General features: G+C 62.7%; 20 protein-coding genes. 15 read left to right on the top strand and 5 right to left on the bottom strand.

The window, feature by feature from the left end:
• Positions 1-43: 43 nt before the first annotated feature.
• Complete coding sequence (locus NCT05_RS08205; protein ID WP_008349671.1) at positions 44-1114, top strand: glycosyltransferase family 4 protein; 1071 nt, start codon at positions 44-46, stop codon at positions 1112-1114.
• Between the two features lie 111 nt (positions 1115-1225).
• Here NCT05_RS08205 and NCT05_RS08210 read toward each other — a convergent pair whose 3' ends face one another.
• From NCT05_RS08210 to NCT05_RS08220, 3 genes are all read right to left on the bottom strand, one after another.
• Positions 1226-1816: a BPSL1445 family SYLF domain-containing lipoprotein gene (locus tag NCT05_RS08210; RefSeq protein ID WP_008349670.1), complete on the bottom strand. Its 591-nt coding sequence runs from the start codon at positions 1814-1816 to the stop codon at positions 1226-1228.
• A gap of 399 nt (positions 1817-2215) precedes the next feature.
• Positions 2216-2686, bottom strand: coding sequence for a hypothetical protein (locus NCT05_RS08215; RefSeq protein ID WP_250502030.1), 471 nt, complete (start codon positions 2684-2686; stop codon positions 2216-2218).
• Positions 2687-2910: 224 nt separating this feature from the next.
• The gene (locus tag NCT05_RS08220; RefSeq protein WP_008349666.1) at positions 2911-3207 is read right to left on the bottom strand and encodes a PsiF family protein; all 297 of its coding nucleotides are present in this window, start codon (positions 3205-3207) and stop codon (positions 2911-2913) included.
• Positions 3208-3434: 227 nt separating this feature from the next.
• Here NCT05_RS08220 and NCT05_RS08225 point away from each other — a divergent pair, with 227 nt between their 5' ends.
• From NCT05_RS08225 to NCT05_RS08285, 13 genes are all read left to right on the top strand, one after another.
• Positions 3435-3716, top strand: coding sequence for a hypothetical protein (locus NCT05_RS08225; protein WP_250502031.1), 282 nt, complete (start codon positions 3435-3437; stop codon positions 3714-3716).
• A gap of 254 nt (positions 3717-3970) precedes the next feature.
• Positions 3971-4933, top strand: coding sequence for a sugar ABC transporter substrate-binding protein (locus tag NCT05_RS08230; protein ID WP_250502032.1), 963 nt, complete (start codon positions 3971-3973; stop codon positions 4931-4933).
• A gap of 158 nt (positions 4934-5091) precedes the next feature.
• Complete coding sequence (locus NCT05_RS08235) at positions 5092-6681, top strand: sugar ABC transporter ATP-binding protein (protein ID WP_008349659.1); 1590 nt, start codon at positions 5092-5094, stop codon at positions 6679-6681.
• Positions 6682-7671: an ABC transporter permease gene (locus NCT05_RS08240; protein ID WP_008349658.1), complete on the top strand. Its 990-nt coding sequence runs from the start codon at positions 6682-6684 to the stop codon at positions 7669-7671.
• Positions 7672-7890: 219 nt separating this feature from the next.
• Entirely contained in the window at positions 7891-8913 is a 1023-nt protein-coding gene (locus NCT05_RS08245; protein ID WP_008349655.1) for a LacI family DNA-binding transcriptional regulator, read from the top strand.
• 36 nt (positions 8914-8949) lie between these two features.
• Positions 8950-9882 carry a ribokinase gene (rbsK, locus tag NCT05_RS08250; RefSeq protein WP_034473383.1) on the top strand — a complete coding sequence of 311 codons (933 nt, stop codon included), beginning with the start codon at positions 8950-8952 and terminating at the stop codon, positions 9880-9882.
• A gap of 181 nt (positions 9883-10063) precedes the next feature.
• Entirely contained in the window at positions 10064-11779 is a 1716-nt protein-coding gene (locus NCT05_RS08255; RefSeq protein WP_008349650.1) for a methyl-accepting chemotaxis protein, read from the top strand.
• 114 nt (positions 11780-11893) lie between these two features.
• A complete protein-coding gene (locus NCT05_RS08260; protein ID WP_250502033.1) occupies positions 11894-12655 on the top strand; it encodes a hydratase in 762 nt (253 codons plus the stop codon).
• 386 nt (positions 12656-13041) lie between these two features.
• A complete protein-coding gene (locus tag NCT05_RS08265; RefSeq protein ID WP_008349646.1) occupies positions 13042-14964 on the top strand; it encodes a PrkA family serine protein kinase in 1923 nt (640 codons plus the stop codon).
• Positions 14965-15168: 204 nt separating this feature from the next.
• On the top strand, positions 15169-16434 hold the full coding sequence (locus NCT05_RS08270) for a YeaH/YhbH family protein (protein WP_008349643.1): 1266 nt from the start codon (positions 15169-15171) through the stop codon (positions 16432-16434).
• Complete coding sequence (locus NCT05_RS08275) at positions 16431-18095, top strand: SpoVR family protein (RefSeq protein ID WP_008349642.1); 1665 nt, start codon at positions 16431-16433, stop codon at positions 18093-18095. Before NCT05_RS08270 ends, NCT05_RS08275 begins: the two co-directional genes overlap by 4 nt.
• A gap of 397 nt (positions 18096-18492) precedes the next feature.
• Complete coding sequence (locus NCT05_RS08280) at positions 18493-18975, top strand: LysM peptidoglycan-binding domain-containing protein (protein ID WP_350029354.1); 483 nt, start codon at positions 18493-18495, stop codon at positions 18973-18975.
• A gap of 14 nt (positions 18976-18989) precedes the next feature.
• Positions 18990-19430: a lysozyme inhibitor LprI family protein gene (locus NCT05_RS08285; RefSeq protein ID WP_033535930.1), complete on the top strand. Its 441-nt coding sequence runs from the start codon at positions 18990-18992 to the stop codon at positions 19428-19430.
• A 59-nt stretch (positions 19431-19489) separates the two neighbouring features.
• On the opposite strand, the gene NCT05_RS08290 is transcribed toward NCT05_RS08285, so the two are convergent.
• Both NCT05_RS08290 and NCT05_RS08295 read right to left on the bottom strand, forming a co-directional pair.
• Entirely contained in the window at positions 19490-20719 is a 1230-nt protein-coding gene (locus tag NCT05_RS08290; RefSeq protein ID WP_250502034.1) for a hypothetical protein, read from the bottom strand.
• Between the two features lie 121 nt (positions 20720-20840).
• Complete coding sequence (locus tag NCT05_RS08295; RefSeq protein ID WP_008349635.1) at positions 20841-21902, bottom strand: AI-2E family transporter; 1062 nt, start codon at positions 21900-21902, stop codon at positions 20841-20843.
• A 244-nt stretch (positions 21903-22146) separates the two neighbouring features.
• Here NCT05_RS08295 and rarD point away from each other — a divergent pair, with 244 nt between their 5' ends.
• Positions 22147-23022 (top strand): EamA family transporter RarD, encoded by an 876-nt coding sequence (gene rarD, locus NCT05_RS08300; RefSeq protein ID WP_008349632.1) that lies wholly within the window; start codon positions 22147-22149, stop codon positions 23020-23022.
• Positions 23023-23026 lie beyond the last annotated feature (4 nt).

Genomic DNA, 23026 nt, shown 5'->3' on the forward strand with positions numbered 1-23026 from the left:
AAGCGATCAGCCGCACGTCGATATCCGCATGGAGACGAGAACGATGAGAATTGCCCAGATTGCTCCGCTGACCGAATCGGTGCCGCCGAAGCTCTATGGCGGGACCGAGCGTGTGGTGTCGTACCTGACCGAGGCGCTCGTCGAGCTCGGTCACGAGGTGACGCTCTTCGCCACCGGCGATTCGCAGACCAGCGCCAACCTGGAACCCGTGTGGCCGCGCGCGTTGCGGCTCGACCCGGCGATCCGCGACCGCATCGCGCCGCACATGCTGCTGATGGAACTCGTGCGCCGCCGCGCCGAAGAGTTCGATGTCCTGCACTTTCACATGGACTATTACTCGTTCTCGCTGTTCAAGCGCCAGGACACGCCGTTCGTGACGACAATGCACGGCCGGCTCGATCTGCCCGAGCAGCAGCCCGTATTCGATACGTTCAACACCGCGCCCGTAATCTCCATTTCCGACGCGCAGCGGCATCCGCTGCCGCAGGCGAAATGGGTCAGCACCGTTTATCACGGCTTGCCGGAGAAGCTCTACGTGCCGCAGCCGGTGGAGCAGAAGTATCTGGCGTTCCTCGGACGCATTTCGCCGGAAAAGCGCGTCGATACGGCCATTCGCATCGCGGGCCGATGCGGCTTGCCGATCAAGATTGCCGCCAAGGTCGATTTCGCCGACCACGAGTATTTCGAGCGCGAGATTGCGCCGCTGCTGGAGCTGCCGTATGTCGAGTACGTCGGCGAGATCAACGACAGTCAGAAAGCCGAATTCCTGTCGGGCGCGCACGCGCTCGTGTTTCCGATCGACTGGCCCGAGCCGTTCGGCCTCGTGATGATCGAGGCGATGGCGTGCGGCACGCCGGTCATCGCGTTCAATCGCGGCTCGGTGCCGGAAGTGGTGGACGAGGGCGTGTCTGGCTTCATCGTCGAGGATGAAATCGGTGCGGTGGCCGCGGTGAATCGTCTGCATACGCTGTCGCGCGAGCGCGTGCGCAATCGCTTCGAGGAGCGCTTCACGTCGCATCGCATGGCTCGGCAATATCTGGAGGCGTATCAGTCGGTCGTGCGCGCGCAGAAGCGTGCGCGCTTCAAAGTGATCGATCGCGCGACGACGACCTGACGCGCGACCCCACACGACGGGGGAAAAAACAAAACACCGCCGTGTGGCGCGACCCGGAAGGTCGCACCACACGGCGGTTTTGCATTCGCCGCGAGGTCAAGCGCGACGCGCTCAGTACTTGATGCGCGACACCTTCGTGCCTTGCAGCGACACGTCGGCCATCAGGCCGGCGTTGGTCAGCACGATGGCCTCGACCGGTTTCGTGGCGGTGGTCGTGTCGATCACGCCGTTCGCGCCCATCTTCACCAACGCCACCGATGCGTCCGCGCCCGCCGACCAGCCGTCGGAGTTGCGGAATTTGTCGAGCGCATCCTGCGTCATGAACAGGAAGATCAGCGCCTTCGACTGCGCGCCTGCCTGCAGGCCGAACGAGCCGGACGTCGTGCTGTAGTAGCCGACGCTGCTGCCCCCCACACGCAGCGCACCCTTGCCGTATTGCGCGCCGACGATGAAGCCGGCCTGAAGCACCGACGGGAACACCAGCACGCCGCGCGCTTTCGCGACCAGCTCGCGCGAGCCGCCGACGGTGGCATAGAGACGCTGGATCGTGCTGTCGACATCTGCGTCGATGGCGCGGCGGTCATCGGCGGCGCCCGCGGCCGCTTCGCTGCCGGCGTTCCGGTTTGCCGTGCAGCCGGCAAGCGCGAGGCCACCCATTGCCAGCACGGCCGTCGACTTGAGCATGAAGTTTCGTCTTTGCATCATTGTTCTCCATCGTGGAATTTAGGAAACCCCATAAGAGCGGGAGGGTGAGGCACGCCAAGTTATAGCACAGCAAGGTGAAACCGCGAGCCTCGGCCCATGCGCCGAAAGCCTTGTCAGGCTTGGGTCTTCAGGCTCCGCAACATTCGGGCGAACAAGCCGGACCTAGCTTACTCCGAATCCGTCCCCATAAGCGTCAGGCGCGTCGTTAAATTACACAAATCTTTCGAAGCACACATCGTCTGATACAAGGTTAGACGAAGCTTTGACCAAACCGAAATGGAAACGGCGTTTTCGCCCGAAGTGCGGCCCAAGGCGAGCAGAATTTTCGTGACGCTGCCTTTAGGTCGTACGAGAAAACCGCTGAAGGAAGTAGCAACGACCGTACCCGAGGCTCGGTCACGGATGGGTCGTCGTTTTTACTTCGGCGGAAGGCGGCGCGGGCGAGTGTTGCGGACGGCGCAGCGCGCGCCGGATGCCGCCGATCAGCACGCCGAGCACGAGCAGGAACGCTGCGGGCACGATCCAGTAGCCGACGAACGCATGCCAGAGATAATCGGCGAGCGTCGCCTTGCGATGCGCGTATTCGTTGAGCGCTTCCTGATGCTTCACCTCGGTGGCGGCGATGGCATCTTCGGGACAACCGGCTGCGCGCGCTTCTTCGGACGTGCCGTGGCAGCGCGCCGCGGCGCCGGCCGCGCGTTGGGCATCGGTCAACTCCCAGCTGGCAAGCGACTTCTGGAGATCGACGTTGTTGTACGCCATCTCCTCGCGCACTTCGTTCACCGCGACGATCAGCACCGGCACGAACCAGAACGTGATCGCCACGAGCCACCGCCTGAACCAGCGGTTCTTGTGTCTCCATGCCATCCGATGCCTCCATGCGCGGCTTTTCGCCTCGCTCGAAACGGCGGCGGCCGATGGCGTCTTTCTTGTATTTCGTAAGGGGCCGCCTTCGCGCCATCTTATGAGAAAAAGACGACGGTGCGAATCACTAGCTTGGGTGCAGTGCAATATCGGCCGGTAGGGAGCGTAAATACGCAAGGGCGCCGCGCGCGAACGGCGCGGCGTGCAGAACGCGAACGCAGGCGAGATCAGCCCTTGTTGCTGAGGCAGCTTTTCATGAAACTCTTGCGGTCGTCGCCTTTCTTGTCGCCTGCTTGGCTGTTGCACGCCGTCATCTTCTGCTGCTGCGTCATCGGCGCGGATGCGGCAGCCGGGGCGGCGGACAGACAGCTCTTCATGAAGGCCTTGCGGTCGTCGCCTTTCTTGTCGCCCGCCTGCTTGTTGCAATCGGTCATCTTGCTTTGCTGACTGTTGGCGGCGAAGGCGACGTTCGCGCCGAGCGTCAGGCTCAGCACGGCGATGAGGGCGGTGGCTCGAATGGTCATGTGACGCTCCCTGATTTGAGTGACGGTTGTTGTTCGACGGCGCGTGTCTGTATCGGCATGTCGCCCGCGCATTATGGCAAACACAATATGAACGGTGTGCGGGATAGGGTGAAATCGGGAGTCGCGGGAACGAGGCTTGCAAACGCCTTTCGTCGCCGGCGATCCGCACGACCGATGCAGTCGACGTATGATCGTGCGATGCATGTCAATGCGAAAGGAGATCGTCCATGTCCACGCCCCTGTCGGATCATTACAAAGGCTTCGAGATCAAGGTTCAGGCATTGAGGCGCGCGAAGGATCGCGACGAGCCGGACGACAGCCCGCGACACTTCGACATAGTCGTGACGATCGCGAAGAGCGCGCACGGCGAAAGCGGCCGCTCGGTGATGTTCGGCGTGCCCGATCAGGAACCGTTCGACAGTCCGATCGACGCGACGCGCGCGGGCATCGACTACGCGCGCGACATCATCGACAACAAGGTCGAAGGGCAGTCGGTCGAAGATTTCTGAGTCTTGTCCGCAGGCAACTAAAAACGCCGTCGAGCAGCCGTTCGACGGCGTTGTCGTATGTGCTGCACTACACGTTAGCCCGATTGACCTCCGGCGCCTGTCCAACGAGAATCGACGGCGAGCAAACGTTCAAACGTGCGCGAAAGGGCGTCGAAGGCATTGGCGCGCGAGCGTCCGGCGCGTTTCGATTGGCGTTGCTCGCGTTCGCTGCATCTCGCAAGACCAACAAACCAGAATAAGCATTGGAGATCCGCATGAACCGAATCATCCGCCGACGCGTCCTCACGGCTGCCGTCGCGCTCGCCGCCTGCACCGCATTGCCGTTCGCGTCGTCATCGGCGTTCGCGCAGCCGGCGGGCAAGCCCAAGGTGGCGCTCGTCATGAAATCGCTCGCCAACGAGTTCTTCCTGACGATGGAAACCGGCGCGAAAGACTATCAGGCGCACAACGCCAGCCAGTTCGACCTGATCACCAACGGCATCAAGGACGAGACCGACACGGCGGCGCAAATCCGCATCGTCGAACAGATGATCGTCTCGAAGGTCGATGCGCTCGTGATCGCGCCGGCTGATTCGAAGGCGCTCGTGCCGGTCATCAAGAAGGCGGCGGACGCGGGGATCATCGTCGTGAACATCGACAACCGGCTCGATCCGGACGTGCTCAAGTCGAAGGATCTGAACGTGCCGTTCGTCGGACCGGACAACAAGAAGGGCGCGCGTAAGGTCGGCGACTATCTCGCGCCGAAACTGAAGAAGGGCGATGAAGTCGCGATCATCGAAGGCGTGACGACCACGACGAATTCGCAGGCGCGCAGCGCGGGCTTCAAGGAGGCGATGGACGCCGCCGGCATGAAGGTGGTCGCGCTGCAGTCGGGCGAATGGGAAATCGACAAGGGCAACGCGGTCGCGTCGCAGATCCTGAACGCCAATCCGAACGTGAAGGCGCTCCTGTGCGACAACGACAACATGGCGATCGGCGCCGTGTCGGCGATTCGCGCGGCGGGCAAGGCGGGCAAGGTGCAGGTCGTCGGCTTCGACAACATCGGCGCGATCAAGCCGATGCTCAAGGACGGCCGCGTGCTCGCCACGGCCGACCAGTACGCGGCGAAGCAGGCGGTGTTCGGCATCGACGTGGCGTTGAAGGCGATTGCCGGCCACAAGAAGCAGTCGGAGCTTTCGCAGGTCGTGGAAACGCCGGTCGATCTCGTGACGAAGTGAGCCGGCGCGAAGCCTCAAGTTCGCGGCGGGCGTGCCGATAACACACTGACGAGCGCGAAAGGCAGACGGCGCGGGCACGCTCCGCGGCCTTTCGCGCGGGCTTCGCCCAGCCGTGCTGGATCATTCCGAGGATGCACAACCGAGCCTTGAAGCGCCCCATGACCGGACCGAACGATGCGAACGTGCTGACGGTGACGGGCATCGGCAAGACCTATGTCGAGCCGGTGCTGACGGACGTATCGCTCGATCTCGTCGCGGGCGAGGTGCTCGCGCTGACCGGCGAGAACGGCGCGGGCAAGAGCACGCTGTCGAAGATCATCGGCGGGCTGACCGATCCGTCGACCGGCGCGATGACGCTCGCGGGCCAGCCCTACGCGCCGAAGAGCCGCTCGGAGGCCGAATCGCTCGGCGTGCGCATGGTGATGCAGGAGCTGAACCTGCTGCCGACGTTATCGGTGGCGGAGAATCTCTTTCTGAACCGCTTGCCGCGCAAGGGCTTCGGCTGGATCGACCGCAAGCGCCTCGCAGAAGACGCGCGTCACGCGATGGCGCAAGTCGGGCTCGACGCGATCGATCCGGATACGCTCGTCGGCGGTCTCGGCATCGGGCATCAGCAGATGGTGGAAATCGCGCGCAATCTGATCGGCGATTGCCGCGTGCTGATTCTCGACGAGCCGACCGCGATGCTCACCGCGCGCGAAGTCGATCTGCTGTTCGAGCAGGTCGAAAGGCTGAAGGCGCGCGGCGTCGCGCTCGTGTACATCTCGCACCGGCTGGAGGAATTGCGGCGCATCGCCGAGCGCGCGGCCGTGCTGCGCGACGGACGCCTCGTGCATATCGGTCCGATGGACGCGCTCACGAGCGACCGGCTCGTCACGCTGATGGTCGGACGCGAGATCGGCGAGCGCATCGATCTGGGCGAACGGCGGATCGGCGATGTCGCGCTGAAAGTGGAAGGCATGACGCGGCTGCCGGCCGTGCGCGACGTGTCGTTCGAGGTGCGCGCGGGCGAGATTTTCGGCGTGAGCGGGCTGATCGGCGCGGGCCGCACCGAGCTGATGCGGCTCATCTACGGCGCGGATCGCGCGGACGCGGGCACGGTGTCCGTCGCGCGCAAAGGGCAGGCGCTGCGGCGCGTGACGGTGCAATCGCCGTCGGATGCGGTCGAAGAAGGCATCGCGCTCATCACGGAGGATCGCAAGGGCGAGGGCCTGCTGCTCAGCCTGCCGATCGCCGCGAACGTTTCACTGGGCAACGTCGGCGCGGTGGCGCGGCACGGCGTGGTCGACGCGCGCCGGGAAGCGGCGCTCGCGCAACGGCAGATCGACGCGATGCGGATTCGCACGTCGGGGCCGGCGCAGGCCGTGTCGGAACTGTCGGGCGGCAACCAGCAGAAGGTCGTGATCGGCCGGTGGCTCGCGCGCGACTGCTCGGTGCTGCTGTTCGACGAGCCGACGCGCGGCATCGACGTCGGCGCGAAGTTCGACATCTACGGGCTGATGGGCGCGCTCGCTCGCGAAGGACGCGCGCTCGTCGTCGTGTCGAGCGACCTGCGCGAGCTGATGCTGATCTGCGACCGTATCGGCGTGATGTCGGCGGGGCGCATGACGGGCGTGTTCGAGCGCGCGAACTGGACGCAGGACGCGCTGCTCGCGGCGGCGTTCTCGGGTTACGCGAAGCGCGAGGCGATCCTGCACGAGCCCATCGCCCCGGACGCGAAAGCGCCCGAAGACAACGTGGAGCATTGAATGAGCGAAGCGAATCTGCCCGCCGATGCGCCGAAGAGCACGAAAGGCGTCGGCACGCGTCTGGGCATTTCGAATTACCTGGGTCTCGCGGGCGCGCTCGCCGCGATGATCGCGCTGTTTTCGGTGCTGAGCACGCACTTTCTGACGTACGACACGTTCAGCACGATCGCGAACCAGATTCCGGATCTCGTCGTGATGTCGGTCGGCATGACGTTCGTGCTCATCATTGCGAGCATCGATCTGTCGGTCGGCTCGGTGCTGGCGCTGGGCGCGTCGGTGGTGAGCGTGGCCGCGCTGAAGTGGCACTGGCCGGCGTTTCCGGCGGCGCTGATCGGGCTCGCGGCCGCCGCGCTGACGGGCGCCGTGACCGGCCTCGTGACGGTGGCGTGGCGGATTCCGTCGTTCATCGTCTCGCTCGGCGTGCTGGAAGGCGCGCGCGGGCTTGCGTATCAGATGACGAATTCGCGCACGGCGTACATCGGCGATGCGTTCGATTTTCTGTCGAATCCGATCGCGTTCGGCATCTCGCCCGCGTTCCTGATCGCGGTCGCGGTGATGATAATTGCCCATCTGGTCTTGACCCGGACGGTTTTCGGCCGATATCTCGTAGGGATCGGCACGAACGAGGAAGCCGTGCGTCTCGCGGGCGTGAATCCGCGGCCGTACAAGGTGATCGTTTTCGCGCTGATGGGCGCCTTGTCCGGACTCGCGGCGCTCTTTCAGATCTCGCGGCTCGAAGCCGCCGATCCGAACGCCGGCGCGGGGTTGGAACTGCAGGTGATCGCGGCGGTCGTGATCGGCGGAACGAGCCTGATGGGCGGGCGCGGCTCGGTCATCAGCACGTTTTTCGGCGTGTTGATCATCTCCGTGCTGGCGGCGGGACTGGCGCAGATCGGCGCGAACGAGCCGACCAAGCGCATCATTACCGGCGCGGTGATCGTGGTGGCGGTGGTGCTGGATACATACCGCAGCAGGAGAAAGCGGGTTTGATCGAAGGGCGGCGCAGGCGGGCGCTCCGGAACGGGGTGGAGCAACGGCCGGCGACGAGAGAAGGCAGCGGGCGGCAGCGGCGAACGGGGATTCATCGCCGCCGCACACAATGAAGCAGGCAGGGCGCGGGGAAAGCAGAGCGGCGCATGAAAAGTGGTCGCGCCGGACGCCTTACGACCAATAAGAGCAGTTGGACCAAAGCATAGCGAAGGACGATGTATGGCGACGATCAAAGACGTGGCAGCCATTGCCGGGGTGTCGTTTACGACGGTATCCCACGTAGTGAACAATTCGCGGCCGGTTTCGGCCGACGTGCGGGCGAAAGTCGAGCGGGCGATCCGTGAGCTCGACTACGTGCCGTCGGCGGTCGCGCGCTCGCTGAAGGCGCGCTCGACGGCGACCATCGGCCTGCTCGTGCCGAACGCGACGAATCCGTATTTCGCCGAGCTCGCGCGCGGCGTCGAGGACGGCTGCGCGAAGAACGGCTATTGCGTGTTCTTCTGCAACTCCGACGACGATCCCGCGAAGCAGCGCAACTACCTGCGCGTGCTGCAGGAAAAGCGCATCGACGGGCTCGTGATTGCATCGGCGGGCGAGGACTCGGTGCTCGCGCAATGCCTCGCGGGCGCGCGCGAGCCGCTCGTGATCGTCGACCGCAATATCGAGGGGCTGCAATCGGACCTCGTGCAGATCGACCACGAAAAGGGCGCGTATCTCGCGACGCGGCATCTGCTGCAGCTCGGGCATTCGAAGATCGGCTGCATCACAGGCCCCGTCGCGACCGCCGTTTCCGCGATGCGCCTGCACGGCTTCATCCGCGCGATGGCCGAGCGCGGCATGGAAATCGCGCCGAACGCGATCCAGCAGAGCGACTTTTCCGCGACGGGCGGTTACGCGGCGGCCTCGCTCCTGCTCGACAACATGAAGCCGACGGCGATCTTCGCGTGCAACGACATGATGGGCATCGGCGCGCTGCGTGCGGCGGCGGAGCGTCACATCAACGTGCCGACGGACTGCTCGATCATCGGTTTCGACGATGTCGAGCTGTCGCGCTACACCTATCCGGCCTTGTCGACGGTGGGGCAATCGGTGCGCGCGCTCGGCGAAATGGCCGCGCAGACGCTGATCGAGCGCATCACCGGCAAGCTGACGGGCACGACGCGCCGCCGCGTGGTGCCGCCGCGCCTCGTGCGCCGCGAATCGACCGCGGTGGTGCCCGAGTCGCGCGGCGCGAAGGCCTAACGACCGCGGTGCAGTAAAGGAACCAAAGGAAACGAGATGGGCGACAGTGCCAAGACCGGCCGCGTGACCGTGGTCGGCAGCCTCAACATGGATCTCGTCGCGCGCGCGCCGCGCCTGCCGCGACCGGGGGAAACGCTCGCCGGACACGCGTTCGCGCAGATGCCGGGCGGCAAGGGCAGCAATCAGGCGGTCGCCGCGGCGCGCCTGGGCGCGCATGTCGCGATGATCGGCTGCGTCGGCGACGATACGAACGGCGCCACGCTCAGAGGCAGCCTCGAAGCGGAAGGCATCGACTGCACGGCGCTCGCGACCAGCGCCAGCGCGCCGACGGGCGTCGCGCTCATCGTCGTCGACGATGCGAGCCAGAACGCGATCGTCATCGTCGCGGGCAGCAACGCCGAAGTCACGCCCGCGCGCATCGAAGCGCAGGAGGCGCTCATCGCGCGCGCCGACGTCATCGTGTGCCAGCTCGAAACGCCGCCGGACGCCGTGCGCGCCGCGCTCGCCGCCGGCCGTCGCCTGAAGCGCACGACGATCCTGAATCCCGCGCCCGCGGCGCGCAAGTTGCCGCCGGACTGGTTCCCGCTGATCGACTATCTGATTCCGAACGAACTCGAAGCCGCGACGCTCTCCGGGGTCGCCATCGAAACGCCCGACGACGCGCGCCGCGCCGCGCAGGCGCTCAAGGCGAAAGGCGCGCGCAACGTCATCGTGACGCTCGGCGCGCAAGGCGTGCTGGCTTTGCTCGACGGCGCGGACGACGAAGGCGTTCATCTGCCGTCGCCGCGCGTCGAAGCGGTCGATACGACCGCCGCCGGCGACACGTTCATCGGCGGCTTCTCGGCGGAACTCGCACGCGGCGCGGCGGCAATAGACGCAATCGCGTTCGGCCAGCGCGCGGCGGCAATCGCGGTGACGCGCGAGGGCGCGCAACCATCGATTCCGCACCGCAGCGAAATTTCAGCATAACTTTTCAATATTCATTGAAAACACGGCGCGTCTGACGCGCCGTTTTCTTTTCATACGAAACAAATTCCTCAAGTGCCGACACATTCGCGCCGTTTACATCGATAGCGGTCGCGCGATGTCCAGCGCGCACGCTGCCACGCAACGACGACTCCGCTCGCGAGCGACATCAGGGAAAAATTCAATGAAAACAGCTTTGACGATCAAGGCGCGCCTCGGCATCTCGATGGCGTTTCTGGGGGCACTGCTCATCGCGATCGGCGCGTTGGGGCTCACCGGCATGAGCCATTCGAATCGCGCGTTTCAAGACACCTATTCGGTGCAGATGCCCGCGGCGATCGCCGTCGGCAACGCGGAAATGTATGCGGCGCGCGAGCGTCTCGTGTTCGATCGCGCGGCGCTGCTCGCCGGCACGCCGGAAGTGGCGGCCACGGTCGAGCGCGCGCGCATGATGCGCGAACGCGCGGACGGCTACTGGAAGCAATACCTGGCGCTGCCGCAAGCGCCGGAAGAAAAGCGCCTCGCCGACGCTGCTCAGGACCGGCGCCTCGCGCTGCAGGGCATCGTCGACAAGGGCGTCGCGGCGGTCTTGGCGAACGATCACGACGCCATCATCGCGAACGCCAAGGCGATGCAGGCGACGTACAACGAACTCGCCAACGCCAACGACGCGCTGCGCAAGCATCTGACCGAAGCATCCGCGAGAAGCTATGAGGAGACGCAGGACCGCTTCGGATGGTTCCGCGCGCTGAGCTTCGGCGCGATCGCGCTCGGCATCGCCGCGGCCGCGTTCGCGTGGCTGTCGCTCAGGCGCGCCATCGCGCGGCCGCTCGAAGCGGCGCTCGGTCATTTCGAATCGATCGCCGCGGGCGATCTGCGCCGCGAGGTCGCCATCACGTCGCGCGACGAAATGGGCCAGTTGCTCGAAGGCCTCGCCAAGATGCGCGCGAGCCTGCTGACGACGGTCCGCACGGTGCGCTCGGGCAGCGAATCGATCGCGTCGGCGACGCAGCAGATCGCCGCGGGCAATACCGATCTGTCGTCGCGCACGGAAGAACAGGCATCGGCGCTGCAGGAAACCGCGTCGAGCATGGAAGAGCTGACCGGCACCGTCCGCCAGAACGCCGACAACGCGCGGCAGGCGAGCGCACTCGCGGCGAACGCGTCGGAAATCGCCGGCAAGGGCAGCGCGGTCGTCACGCAGGTCGTCGACACGATGCGCGAGATCAACGGCAGTTCGTCGAAGATCGCGGACATCATCACGATCATCGAGGGCATTGCGTTCCAGACCAACATTCTGGCGCTCAACGCGGCCGTCGAAGCGGCGCGCGCGGGCGAAGAAGGGCGCGGCTTCGCGGTCGTCGCGGGCGAAGTGCGCAGTCTGGCGCAACGCTCGTCGGCGGCGGCGAAGGAAATCAAGGAACTCATCGACACGTCCGTCGCGCGCGTGCAGACGGGCACGACGCTCGTCGACGAAGCCGGCCGCACGATGAGCGAGATCATCGGCGCGGTGCAGCGCGTGACCGACATCATGGGCGAGATCGCGGCGGCGTCGGAGGAACAGTCGAGCGGCATCGAGCAGGTGTCGCGCGCCGTCACGCAGATGGACGAAGTCACGCAGCAGAACGCGGCGCTCGTCGAGGAAGCGGCGGCCGCCGCGCAGTCGCTCGAAGATCAGGCCGGGCGGCTGCGGCAGGCGGTGGCGGTGTTCCAGGTCGCGGACGGCGCGGCGCTTGCTGCTGTTCCGGCAGCATCCACGATGGCGGCGAAAATTGCACCGCGCGCAACGATGCCTGCGCGCGTTGCCTTGAAGTCGGCGAAGCGCGCACCGGCCGCGCCGTCGCCCGCGCCGAAGGCGTCCGCCACGACGGAGGCAAGCGGCGACTGGGAGACGTTCTGAGCGCGACAGACGGCGCTTAAGGCCTGAATGCGCGCGAGTGCACACGCGCGACCAACGTCGATCCGGTAACCCGTACACTGGTGGGTGCCTCACCGCTCACACGAGGATATCGACATGACCGGATCGACACTCGCCGCGAAGCTCGCGGACGCCCGCAGCCGGCATCAGCTGATCGACACGCTGGCGCCGGCCGACATACCTGCGGATGCGCCCACCGCCTACGCGATCCAGCACGAGATGCTGAGAGAGTCGGATGCGCGCATCGGCGCCTGGAAGATCGGCGCGCGCGCACCCGACGCGCTCGCCACGGGCGCGCCCATCGACGCCGCGCTCGTCCATGTTTCGCCCGCGCGCCTACCTTTTCAATCGTTTTTCCGCGTGCTCGTGGAACTCGAAGTCGCGTTCCGCTTTTCCTATGCGCTGCCCGCGCGACCCGACCCTTACACACGCGAGGAAGTATTCGACGCGATCGGCGGCATCGCGGTCGCGCTCGAAGTCGTCGACAGCCGTTTCGCTCAATGGCCCAATCTCGATCCGCTGGCCCAGCTCGCGGATTCGCAGAACAACGGCGCGCTCGTCGTATCGGGCATGGAACCTTACGACGTCGTCGCGCCGGGCTTCGACTTTCTGACGCCGCGACTGGAATTCACCCTCGACGGCGTGTCGATCGCACCGGCCGCGCTCGGCAATCCCGCGGGAGATCCGCGCGAATTGCTGCCGTGGCTCGTCAACCATTGTTCTCGCATGGGTTTGACGGTCGAGCCGTTCTGGACCATTACAACAGGTTCCTATACGGGCGCGTATCGCGTCGATGGACCGGGCATGCTGCATGGTGCGATCGATCGCATCGGCGAACTGGAATTGGTGCTCGCTTGATGTTCGGATGCGCCGCACCGGGAACGATTATTGATGATGTCGCACGCGCATCGTCTTTATCGGATGCGTGCATCTCTTGAGCGCTTGTCCACGTAACCAAGGATGTGAGGCGCGCGTCGCATTGGCGGACGGAAGCAGTAGATAAGTAGCGAAGAGCGCGGGGAAGCGAACAGGCAGGGACCATGTCGCGCAAGAGGATAGCGACATTGGGATGAACATTGTAGGTGAACGAAAATAGCGCACCAAGCTAGGAATTCTTCGAAGCAAATGAACAACGCAAGTGCGTGAAAAAAAATTCGAAAGGGTTTAGGATGATTTCAAGCGATGTCGTTTCGATTACGCGCGTTGCGCACGGCATAGCTTTCTGACTTCGGCGAGGAGGTAGCATGGATATCTACAGCAGTTTCGCGACGCGCTTCGAAAAAACTCGCGAGGAGGAATTCTCGCTCGAAGAGTATCTCGCGCTCTGCAAAGAAGATCCTGCCACATATGCAACAGCGGGCGAACGCATGTTGACGGCCATCGGGGAACCGGAGATGGTCGACACTCGGCTCGACCCGCGTTTATCGCGTGTGTTTGCAAACAAGGTCATCAAGGTGTATCCGGCATTCCGCGAGTTCTACGGAATGGAGGAAGTGATCGAGAACGTCGTGTCCTACTTCCGGCACGCGGCGCAGGGTCTCGAAGAGAAGAAGCAGATCCTTTATCTGCTGGGTCCGGTGGGCGGCGGCAAGTCGTCGATCGCCGAACGACTCAAGCAGCTCATGGAGCGTGTGCCGTTCTATTCGCTGAAGGGCTCGCCCGTCAACGAATCGCCACTCGGCCTTTTCGATTACGACGAAGACGGTCCGGTGCTCGAAGAGCAATACGGCATTCCGCGCCGCTATCTCAAGAGCATTCTCTCGCCGTGGGCGGTGAAGCGCCTGCACGAGTACAACGGCGACATCCGCAAGTTCCGCGTCGTGCGCCGCTATCCGTCGATTCTTCGTCAGATCGGCATTGCGAAGACCGAGCCTGGTGACGAGAACAATCAGGACATCTCGTCGCTCGTCGGCAAGGTGGACATCCGCAAGCTCGAAACGTATTCGCAGGACGACGCCGATGCCTACAGCTATTCCGGCGGCCTGTGCCTCGCCAATCAGGGCTTGCTGGAATTCGTCGAGATGTTCAAGGCGCCGATCAAGGTGCTGCACCCGCTGCTGACCGCGACCCAGGAAGGCAACTTCAAGGGCACGGAAGGCTTCGGCGCGATTCCGTTCGACGGCGTCATCCTCGCGCACTCGAACGAGTCGGAGTGGAAGGCGTTCCGCAACAACAAGAACAACGAAGCACTGCTCGATCGTATCTTCGTCGTGAAGGTGCCGTACTGCCTGCGCTACGGCGAAGAGATCAAGATCTACGAGAAGCTGCTGCGCAATTCGTCCCTCGCCGAGGCGGTCTGCGCACCGGGCACGCTCAAGATGATGGCGCAGATGGCCGTGCTCACGCGTCTGCACGAACCGGAGAACTCGAGCCTCTTCTCGAAGATGCAGGTCTACGACGGTGAGAACCTGAAGGACACGGACCCGAAAGCGAAGTCGTATCAGGAGTATCGCGATTACGCGGGTGTCGATGAAGGCATGACGGGCGTGTCCACGCGTTTCGCGTTCAAGATCCTGTCGCGTGTCTTCAACTTCGATTCGAGCGAGGTCGCGGCGAATCCGGTGCATCTCATGTACGTGCTCGAACAGCAGATCGAGCGCGAGCAGTTCCCGCCGGAAACGGAGCAGAAGTATCTGTCGTTCATCAAGGACGTGCTCGCTTCGCGCTATGCCGAGTTCATCGGCAAGGAGATTCAGACCGCTTATCTGGAGTCGTATTCGGAGTATGGACAAAACATCTTCGACCGCTATGTGACGTATGCGGACTTCTGGATTCAGGATCAGGAGTTCCGCGATCACGACACCGGCGAGAGCTTCGACCGCGCGGCATTGAACGCCGAGTTGGAGAAGATCGAGAAGCCCGCGGGCATCAGCAACCCGAAGGACTTCCGCAACGAGATCGTGAACTTCGTGTTGCGCGCTCGTGCGGCCAATGGCGGCAAGAACCCCGCGTGGATCAGCTATGAGAAGCTGCGTGTGGTGATCGAGAAGAAGATGTTCTCCAACACGGAAGAACTTCTGCCGGTGATTTCGTTCAACGCGAAAGGATCGGCCGAAGAGCAACGCAAGCACGAAGACTTCGTCAATCGCATGGTCGCGAAGGGTTATACGCCGAAGCAGGTCCGGCTCCTGTGCGACTGGTATCTGCGCGTGCGCAAGTCGTCGTGATGTAAGCAAGGCAAGACGGGAGCCGGCGCTCGAAGCGCCTGGCTCCGGTCCCGCGCAAAGCGATAGTCAGGAAGTCCCGGCGGCCCGGGCGCGTGGATTGCAACCGGACCGCACAGTGGACAGTTTGCGAGACGAAAGACGCTGCGATCAGTCGAAGCTCCGCGCAGCGCCTCACAACCTCGCCAATAACGCGGGAGACTGGATGTGCTGCACCAAATCATCGACCGCAGGTTAGCCGGCAAGAACAAGAGCATCGCCAATCGCGAGCGCTTCCTGCGACGCGTCAAGAGTTACATTCGCCGCGCCGTTTCCGACGCGGTGCGCGATCGCAGCATCAAAGACATTCAAAGCACTCAGAGCATCACCATTCCCAAGAAGGACATCTCCGAGCCCTCGTTCCGTCACGGACCGGGCGGCAAGCGCGAGTACGTTCATCCGGGCAATGCGGATTACATTCGCGGCGACAAGATTCCGCGCCCGCCGGGCGGCGCGGGCGGCGGCGGCAAGAGTGCGAGCAACGAAGGCGAAGGGCAGGACGACTTCGTTTTCGAGCTCTCGCGCGAAGAGTTCATGCAGTACTTCTTCGACGATCTCGAACTACCGCGCCTCGTCAAGACGCAACTGCTCGCCGTGCCGACGTGGAAGAACGTGCGCGCGGGCTGGGCGGCGGAAGGCACGCCCAACAATATCGACGTGGTGAGATCGCTGCGCTCCGCGCTCGGACGGCGCATCGCGCTCGGCTGGCCGCTTGCATCGCAACTGCGTGAGATGGAGCGCCAGCTCGAACAACTGAAGGAAGAGAACGGCGATCCGGAAGACATCGCCCGGCTCGAAGCGGATATTGTCATCATGCAGGGCCGGATCACGCGCATTCCGTTCATCGATCCGTTCGACCTGCGCTATATCAATCGCGTGAAGCAGCCGACGCCGTCGAGCAAGGCCGTGATGTTCTGCCTGATGGACGTCTCCGGTTCGATGGACGAGCAACGCAAGGATTTGTCCAAGCGCTTCTTCATCCTTTTGTATCTGTTCCTGCAGCGGAACTACGAGAAGATCGAAGTCGTGTTCATCCGGCACCATACGCGCGCGGAAGAAGTGGACGAAGACACGTTCTTCCATTCGACGGAAAGCGGCGGCACGGTTGTGTCGAGCGCGCTCGAACTCATGAAGAAGATCATGGACGAGCGTTATTCGCCGACTGAATGGAACATTTACGGCGCGCAGGCATCGGACGGCGACAACTGGACGGACGACTCGCCCAAGTGCCGCAAGCTGCTCGCGGAAGACATCCTGCCGAAGGTCCGGTATTTTGCCTATATTCAAGTTGCGCCGGAGGAGCAGAATCTCTGGTTGGAGTATGCTCAGCTTGCGATGGGCGCGCCTGAACTCGCCATGAAGAAGGTCGATTCGGCGGCGGACATCTATCCGGTGTTCCGCGAGCTGTTCGAAAAGCAGCAGGCGGCCGCATGACGACGCGGCATTTGCACAACGAGACGCGTGGGTATCAGCTGGAAGGCACGGACGATCGTGTGGATTCCCAGCTCGAATCAGAGGCCAGGCAACGCAAGGCGTCCGCGAAAGCAGACGGCGCGCACGAGGAAGGCAGAATGAATGTATCGGAGAAGCGGCGACCGCTGCCGTGCCCGTCGGACTGGAGCGTCGAACTGATCGAGGAGTACGACGCCGAGATATCGCGCGTCGCGAACCGTTATGGTCTCGACACCTATCCGATCCAACTGGAAATCATCAGCTCCGAGCAGATGATGGATGCGTATGCGTCCGTCGGCATGCCGGTGAATTATCGCCACTGGTCGTTCGGCAAGCACTTTCTTGCGACCGAGAAAGGCTATCGGCGCGGGCAGATGGGCCTCGCGTATGAGATCGTTATCAACTCGAATCCCTGCATCGCGTATCTCATGGAAGAGAACACCATGACGATGCAGGCACTCGTGATTGCGCACGCCGCGTACGGGCACAACTCCTTTTTCAAGGGCAATTATCTTTTCCGCCTGTGGACGGACGCGCACGCGATCATCGATTACCTCGTCTATGCGAAGAATTACATCGCGGAGTGCGAGGAGCGTTACGGGCTGGATCGCGTCGAGGAACTGCTCGATTCGTGCCACGCGCTGATGAATTACGGCGTCGATCGCTACAAGCGGCCGCAGAAACTGTCGCTGGCGAAGGAAGCGGCGATGCGCCGCGAGCGCGAAGCGTATCTGCAATCGCAGGTCAACGAACTGTGGCGCACGCTGCCCAAGGGCAAGGAGCCGTCGCCCGAGGAAACCGAAAGCCGGTATCCGCCGGAGCCGCAGGAGAATCTGCTGTATTTCGCGGAGAAGAATGCGCCGTTGCTTGAGCCGTGGGAGCGGGAAGTGATCCGCATCGTGCGCAAGATCGGGCAATATTTTTATCCGCAGCGGCAGACGCAAGTCATGAACGAAGGCTGGGCCACGTTCTGGCATTACACATTGCTGAACACGCTTTATAACGAAGGCCGTCTCGAAGACAGCTTCATGATGGAGTTTCTGCATTCGCATTCGAATGTGGTGTATCAGCCGCCGGTGACGAAGCCGTATTACAGCGGCATCAATCCGTACGCCCTCGGCTTTTCGATGATGAGCGACATTCGCCGCATCTGCGAAAACCCGACGGACGAGGATCGCGAATGGTTCCCGGAACTCGCGGGAAGCGACTGGCTGGAATCGCTGCATTATGCGATGCGCAATTTCAAGGACGAGAGCTTTATCGCGCAGTATTTGTCGCCGCATCTGATCCGGGAAATGCGTCTGTTCTCGATTCTCGATGACGATATGCGCGATGCGCTGGAAGTGTCGGCCATTCATGACGACAGCGGATATCGTTACGTGCGTCAGGCGCTGTCGCGGCAATACGATATTCATCATCGGGAGCCGAACATTCAGGTTTATTCGGTGAACACGCGTGGGGATCGCAGCCTGACGCTGCGGCATTTCATGACGGATAACCGCCATCTCGCGAACGATAGCGACGAAGTGCTCAAGCACATGGCGCGCTTGTGGCAATTCGACGTTTATCTGGAAAGCGTCGATGAAAACGGAACGGTGAGGAAGCGGTTCGAATGCCGGTATACGGCGCCGAGTACGCGCTGACATCACCTCCGACAGTTATCTGAACAACGCGCGCCGTCTTGAAAGGACGGCGCGTTTTTTTTTGCTCAGACGTCGCTTCGCATGGATCGCAGTCAGCCACGAATTAAGAGGATTCGTCTAAACAATCTGCCCTACATGACTGAGAATTGTCCGCAGGAGGATCGAACCATGGCGGACAATTCAGCACCCAGTTCTGATAAATGGCGCGACGGAATAAGTGCAGCGGTTGGGGATGATAGATGGAACAGTTGGGACAATGAAGTTCAGCTGGCGGTCAGCGAATTCAATCATCACCTGATCGGAAACGCGGGATATCGACCGCTCGATTGGCGGATCATCAAGGCAATGACATGGGTCGAATCCGGCGCCAACAGTTCCGAATGGAAAAAAGAAGCCGATGCAAATAGGTGTAGCAGGAGATCCGGGGCTGTCAGCGCTGCTCTCTGCCAAGGAAGGTGGAGACTTGATTCTGCCGCCAGCATGGAAGTCCCGCCTCACGGTCGCGTCGGTCAGAGCAGACCCCCTTCATAACATTCGGGCGGGAGTGGGTTATCTGCTCATGCGTTCGGCAAGATTCGAGTACCGAAGTGTGCTGGACGGCGATTCCAGAACGTTCGATGTAACCGTCAAGGCTGGCGATAGCCTCGAAAAGATCGCAAAGGCGCAGGGGAGTACGGTCGATGTGCTCAAAAGCCTGAATCCGGCAGCGAATATCCTGCGCTCGGGTCAAATCTTAAAGTGCCGAAAGGCATCGATCGGACAAGTCATCACTGGCTGGCGACCGATAAACTCAGCCATGATTGCGAATCGCTATAACGGCGGTGGGGACAGCGAGTACGCAAAAAAATTCGACTACGTCTGGACCATTATTGCGCGATGAAGAATGAGAAGGCCATGAGTACGTTAAGGCGCGTCGGCGTGAGTCTAATAGCCTGCTTTCCATTTTTCGGTCATGCAAATTCAGTGTTGAGCGAAAAGGAACTACGCGCACAATGCAGTTCACTCCACTTTTCGCAGGTGCACGTGCGCGCGTGCCTGGAGGAAAAAGCAAATCAGAGCGAACGCGATTTGAAACAGGCCGAACAGAATGCTATCAGCGCGCTCGCGCAGTGGGATGAAGACGACAGATTCAGCCGCGCGGCCCGAGCGAGTCTCTCAACGTCGAATAAGTCGTTCACTCAGTATCGTGAGGCTCAATGCAAATTCTCAGCGTCACTCAATGGTGGGGCCGCAGGGAATTCTCACGAGATCAGGCGACTCGCGTGCATCGCAGAACTCAACAGCAGACGCGCAGAACAACTGCGCAGCGCAGCGTCGGAACTACCTTCGAAGTAACCGGGGTACGTGGCATGGCAGCGCGCCAATGCTGCGAGACCACCACTACGCGCCGCAATTCAGATCGCCTTCAACTTGATAACCAGCGTGCGTTTCCCTCGTTCGATAGTCACCTCGCCGGTCGCGGCCGCGTTCAACAGTTCGAGCAGACGGACGAACTTAAGCGTCGCAACCGACGTCCGCTCAACCATGACGACCCGATCGCCAATCTCGATGCCGCTTGCGGCCAATCTGCCGTCCGGTGCGAGTGCGGCGACCCTGTAGCGATCGCCAGCGCGCTGCAGGCCAGCGCCGATAATAGAGGGCGTGCTGTCTTTGGGCGTATCGGGAAGATCGAAGCAGAACCGGTAGTGACGGAAATCCATTTCGAAGCGGTCCATCTTTTCCAACAAGCCCTGGCCGATACGAGGCGTTGGTGAGCCTGCCAGCACCGTGAGTTTCGGTAGCGCCTTCTGACCGATGGCGAATCCGGCGATCAAACCCTGCTGATTCGGCGTGAATCGATCGGTCGCATCGTAGGAAAAGGTCGTATTGATGCGCTCGAACCATTGCGCTTCCGCGATCGCATCGAACGTTTCCTGTGGCAGCGCGACATCCCCGTTGTCGCCCGTATCGAGCAGGAACGGCAAAGATTCGTCCCTGAGACGCAGTTCGATGAGCGGCGTTCGCTGCGCGGCATCCAGCGTCATGAACGCGCACTGCTGCCATGCATGCGCAGGTGCTTCGCCGGCATACGCGGAGAGCCGCCCGGCAACATAATCGGCTCGCCATGTCAGATTGCGCATCGACTCCATCCCGATGATGCCGTCGAAAGGCCTCTCATCGACGGAAGCAAGGCGCGCCATGTCACCGATGAGCACCGGTCCGCCCGCCGCCATCGACCAACCGTCGAGACGGATCGCCGGACTCGTGCCAAGCTCCATGCGCATCGTGTCGCTCGCCGTTCCGCTCGTGACGGCGCGGTCGCCAACGGGCTCCGATAGCAGGCCGTTCCTGAGGAAAACCGCTTCGGCGGCCGGCGTCATCGGGACGGCGGCCAGCCGACCGCGACTATCGAGTACGTTCAGGGTCGCACCTGTATCCAGAAGGACCCGCACTGATTTGCCGTCCGCGCTGCGCGCCTCGAGGAGCCAGTGGCCGTCACGCTTGAGGGGAACCGAAAGCACCGGAACGTCGTCGGCCGCGGCGGGCATGTCGTCGTGCCTGCCGTTGCAACCGGCGAGCACCGCGCAAAGTAAAAAGCCAGTTGCCGTTGCTCGAAGTTTTGCGAGTCTGGGATCGGTTGTCATGCGGTACTGCCGGATGGTGGTTCGAAACCGCCACCATACAGACAGCCTACACGCCAAGACACATCTTCTTGATGATTCGTTACAGACGAGCAGGCCACGACACCAGGCAGACCAACGCGCGTCACTCGCCCCGGCCGCTCACCCCATCCTGCGAAAACAAATCCCAGCTCGCCATGAACAGCGCCGCGACGAGCGGCCCGATCACGAACCCGTTGATGCCGAAAAGCGCCATCCCGCCGAGCGTCGAAATGAGCACGACCCAGTCCGGCATTTTCGTATCCTTGCCGACGAGAATCGGTCGCAGTACGTTATCGACGAGCCCGATCACCACGACGCAGAACGCGACCAGAATCAGCCCCTTGACGATTTGCCCCGTCATGAAAAAGTAGAGCGCGGCGGGCGCCCACACGATTGCCGCGCCGACCGCGGGCAGCAGCGACAAAAACGCCATCAGCACGCCCCACAAAAGCGAACCGCCGATGCCGAGAATCCAGAAAATCAGCCCGCCGAGAAGACCCTGCACGGCCGCAACCGCGATGTTCCCCTTGACCGTCGCGCGCACCACGGTCGTGAACTTCGCGATCAGATGCTGCTTCGGCTCGGGATCGAGCGGAATCGCGCGCCGGATGCGCCGTCCGATTTCGCCGCCATCGCGCAGTAGAAAAAACACCAGATAAAGCATCACGCCGAAGCTCACCACGAACTGGAACGTGTTCTGCCCGATCGACAGCGCCTGCGTCGCGGCGAACTGGCTGATCTGCGACGCGCCTTCCATCAGCTTGCGCTGCACGCCGGGAATGTCGTCGAGTCCATAACGGCCGAGCAGTTGCTGCACCGACGCCGGCAACGCGTGCAGCACATGCTGGAAGTAAAGCCCGAAATTCAGCTCGCCGCTCTTGATCCGCGCGTAGACGAGGGCGATTTCCTGCACGAGCGTCACCGCGACGATCGCGAGCGGAATGATGACGATGAGAATCGCGGCGGCCAGCGTCGTCAGCGCGGCGAGGTTTCGACGCTTGCCGAAGCGCGCGGCGAGGTAACGCTGCATCGGCTGAAACAGGATCGCGAGAATCGCACCCCAGAAGATGGCGCCAAAAAACGGCAGCAGCACCCAGGCGAGCGCGAGCGTCACGACGCACAGCAGGATATGGAAGAACTTCTGATTGACGTTGTGGTTATTCATTAGCGGCCAGGAAACAAACAAAAGGGCGAAGAGCGGGGCGTTCGCGCTAGGGTTCGAGCAAGAATTCGTCCAAGGGTTCGCCGCGAACCGGCCGATTGTTCGGTCACTGCTGGAGCCGAACCGCTCGCGTCGACTAAAATCCGGCTTCCAATCCTTGCGGATCGCTTTCCGGGAACACGGCGAGCAGGCGCGCGAACGAGCCGATCGTTCGTACGCGGCGTTTATCCGCTCAACGCATCGAACAATGAATCCAGGCGTCGTCTACGCATTCGCGGCCTTTGCCATCTGGGGCCTTTTTCCGATTTACTTCAAGGCCTTGCATTCGATCGGCGCGGTCGAGATGCTCGCGCATCGCATGGCGTGGTCGATGGCATTCCTGCTGATCGTCATGACCGTGCGGCGTCAATGGAAGTGGCTCGGCCCCGTCCTGCGCGACAAGCGTCTGCTTGCGCGTTTCGCCGCGAGCGCCGTGCTGCTGTCGGCGAACTGGGGCATCTATATCTGGGCGGTGAACGACGGGCGCATCGTCGAGGCGAGTCTCGGCTACTTCATCAACCCGCTCGTCAACGTGCTGTTCGGGATGGCGTTCCTGCACGAGCGGCTGCGGCCGGTGCAGTGGCTCGCGGTGACGATCGCCGCGGCAGGCGTCGCGTGGCTGACGTGGGTGAACGGCGCGCCGCCGTGGATCAGTCTCGCGCTCGCGCTGACCTTCGGCGGCTACGGGCTGTTGCGCAAGACCGCATCGCTCGGCGCGCTCGAAGGACTCACGCTCGAAACGATGCTGTTGTGTCCCGTCGCGCTGCTGTATCTCTTTTTTCTGAATTCGCACGGCGGCAGCGGCTTCGAACATGCCTCGCTCAGCGTGAAACTGCTGCTTGCGGCGGCGGGGCCCGTGACCGCGGTGCCGCTGCTGCTGTTCGCGGCAGGCGCGCGGCGCATTCCGCTATCGATGCTCGGGCTCATCCAGTACATCACGCCGTCGCTGCAATTGCTGATCGGCGTCGTGATCTATCACGAGTTCTTCGGGCACGATCAGGTGATCGGCTATGGCGCCATCTGGACCGCGCTCGCGATCTACTCGCTCGAAGGCGTGGTTCGCGCCCGCGCGGCCCGCGTCTGAACGA

Source organism: Caballeronia sp. AZ7_KS35 (assembly GCF_023631045.1).
Classification (GTDB): Bacteria; Pseudomonadota; Gammaproteobacteria; order Burkholderiales; family Burkholderiaceae; genus Caballeronia; species Caballeronia zhejiangensis.